General features: G+C 23.7%; 4 protein-coding genes. All 4 read left to right on the forward strand.

Translation table 11 applies throughout. The annotated features are described in order from the left end of the window. The coding region (locus HNP67_RS06665) for a DUF226 domain-containing protein (protein WP_184125765.1) at window positions 1-399 on the forward strand (399 nt) is incomplete at its 5' end. Beyond that, window positions 375-1,139: a ParA family protein gene (locus HNP67_RS06670; protein ID WP_184125767.1), complete on the forward strand. Its 765-nt coding sequence runs from the start codon at window positions 375-377 to the stop codon at window positions 1,137-1,139. The genes HNP67_RS06665 and HNP67_RS06670, both read left to right, overlap by 25 nt. Window positions 1,140-1,167: 28 nt before the next feature. Beyond that, complete coding sequence (locus HNP67_RS06675) at window positions 1,168-1,728, forward strand: chromosome replication/partitioning protein (RefSeq protein WP_184125769.1); 561 nt, start codon at window positions 1,168-1,170, stop codon at window positions 1,726-1,728. A gap of 13 nt (window positions 1,729-1,741) precedes the next feature. Then, on the forward strand, window positions 1,742-2,352 hold a 611-nt coding region (gene bdr / locus HNP67_RS06680; RefSeq protein ID WP_184125771.1), incomplete at its 3' end, for a Bdr family repetitive protein.

Raw genomic sequence — 2,352 nt, forward strand, 5'->3', positions numbered from 1 at the left:
GAATTTAGATTATCATTGCGAGCATTATTTAATGGGGAAAGAATTGTTGAAGAAACTCATTTGTATCCCATTAAAGAAGGGGATAAGTTTATTGGTATTTTTTATGGATACAGAAAACCAATAAAAAAACCCTTAATAAAGTATCAATTAAACGGGACTAGAAAAGCGTATGCATTGGCAAGGGCATATTATATGGAGTTTAGATTTAAGGCCGGAAGTGTTTTTTGCTACTTTAAGGGACTATATCGTTTATTAGATAAAAAAAGAACAAATAATCACTACAATAAAGTTTTATTTAGTATGTTTACAGATTTAGAACAACAAGTATATAAATTTTATGGGAAAAAATACCCGGAACAAGGACCGTTAATAAAATGGATAATAAAAAACCTAAAATAATAACAATTGCATCAATCAAGGGCGGTGTTGGTAAAAGTGTATTAACAATTATTTTTAGCTTTATTTTAAAGGACCTTAATAATAAGGTTTTATTGATTGATTTGGATCCTCAAAATAGTTTGACTAGTTATTTTGTTCAATACTTAAAAAGTATTGAAGGTATTAATGTGTATTATATGCTTAAGGATTATAAAAAGGATGATTTAAATAAATATTTAAATAAGATTAATGAAAAAATGTACATTATCCCTTCTCATCCAATTTTATGTAAATTTGAGCAAGAAGATGAGAGGTATAAAGAACAACTATTGGAACATTGTTTAAAAAAAATTTTCTACAGCAATAATTTTGATTATGTAATAATTGATACTCCTCCTAGTTTAAATCCCTTATTATTTAATGCTTTGAATATTACAGATGAAGTTATAATTCCTATTCAGCCTGAAAGGTGGTCAGTTGAAGCTTTTCCTATGCTAATGGATGCAATAGAAGAAGTTAATATATTTAAAAATAAAGAAATAAAAATATCAATAGTTGAAAATCAATTCATTAAAAATAGAAATACCCTAAAAGACATAGAAGAATTGTTATATAAAAATTATGGTCTTTTTGTTAAGGGTAAAATTCACAATTTTAATAATATTAAGATTTTGATTAATGAATTGAAAGAGCCCGATATTCAAGAAATATACTATAAGGAGGCTAAAGAAATTTTAAAAAAAATAATAAAAGTATGCTGACGTACTTTTAAAATAAGGAGTAAAAATAATGTCTGAAAATCGAAAAAAAGAACTTATCCTAAATAATAGGAAAGTTAGTGTTAATCAATTTGAAAGTAATAGTGATAAAGATAATCAAATGGAATATGAAAGTTATAAAAATCAATTGCGAAGAATTACTTCAAGCGATATTAATAATAAAATTGAATTAATGGAAATTTTATATAAAATAAGGATAAAAAAACTTTATGAACTTGATGGTTATAAGAAATTTGAAGATTTTCTTAAGGAATTTGTTATAGCAAGAAGTCAAGCATTTTTATATTTACGTCTTTATAAAAAAGTTTTATCAGGAGATTTAAAAATAGAAGAAATTAAACAATTTGGTTTTAATCAGGCGTATAAAAAAATTAAAAAATCTGATATGGACAAAAATATTTCAAAACAAAATCCAATAAAACCATTAAGATTTCAACTTAAAAAACAGGAAAGTTATAATTTTTATAAAAAAAACTCCAAATTTACAAGTTTCATGATGGATGAGATTTTTGAAAATCAAAAAGATTTGATTAATAAGCTTTTAAAAAAATATAAAGAATTAAAAGGATAATAAAGGAGATTTTATGAGTAATTTGGCTTACAATACTCTTAAAATAGAAAATATAAGGTTAGAATTTCTAAATAAGGGGTTTAGTGAAGAGGCAATAGATTTTGTTTTACTTCAAAATGATAATTACAACTTTGAAGTTCTAAAAGAAAAAATGAATTCTTTAGAGCAACAAATAATTAATATAGAAAAAAACTTACAAAAAGATATATCTAATCTGGATATTAAAATAGATAGTGTAAAAAATGAACTTAATTCTAAAATAGATAGTTTGGATACTAAAATAGATAGTGTTAAAAATGAACTTAATTCTAAAATAGATAGTGTTAAAAATGAACTTAATTCTAAAATAGATAGTGTAAAAACTGAACTTAATTCTAAAATAGATAGTTTGGATACTAAAATAGATAATGTAGAGAAAAGCTTAAATGCCAAAATAAATAGTTTGGATACTAAAATAGATAATGTAGAGAAGAATTTAAATATTAGGATTGATAGTGTAAATACTAAGATAGACAGTGTAGAGAAGACCTTACAAAAAGATATATCTAGTTTAAAAAATGAGCTTAATGCAAGTAATAGAACAGTACAAGTAATTCTAATAATGGGAATAACACTTGCTCCGAT

Source organism: Borreliella californiensis, from assembly GCF_014205885.1.
GTDB classification, from domain to species: Bacteria; Spirochaetota; Spirochaetia; order Borreliales; family Borreliaceae; genus Borreliella; species Borreliella californiensis.

Coding starts and splice junctions, on each gene's coding strand:
- HNP67_RS06670 (WP_184125767.1), top strand. CDS start 375: ATGGATAATAAAAAACCTAAAATAATAACAATTGCATCAATCAAGGGC.
- HNP67_RS06675 (WP_184125769.1), top strand. CDS start 1,168: ATGTCTGAAAATCGAAAAAAAGAACTTATCCTAAATAATAGGAAAGTT.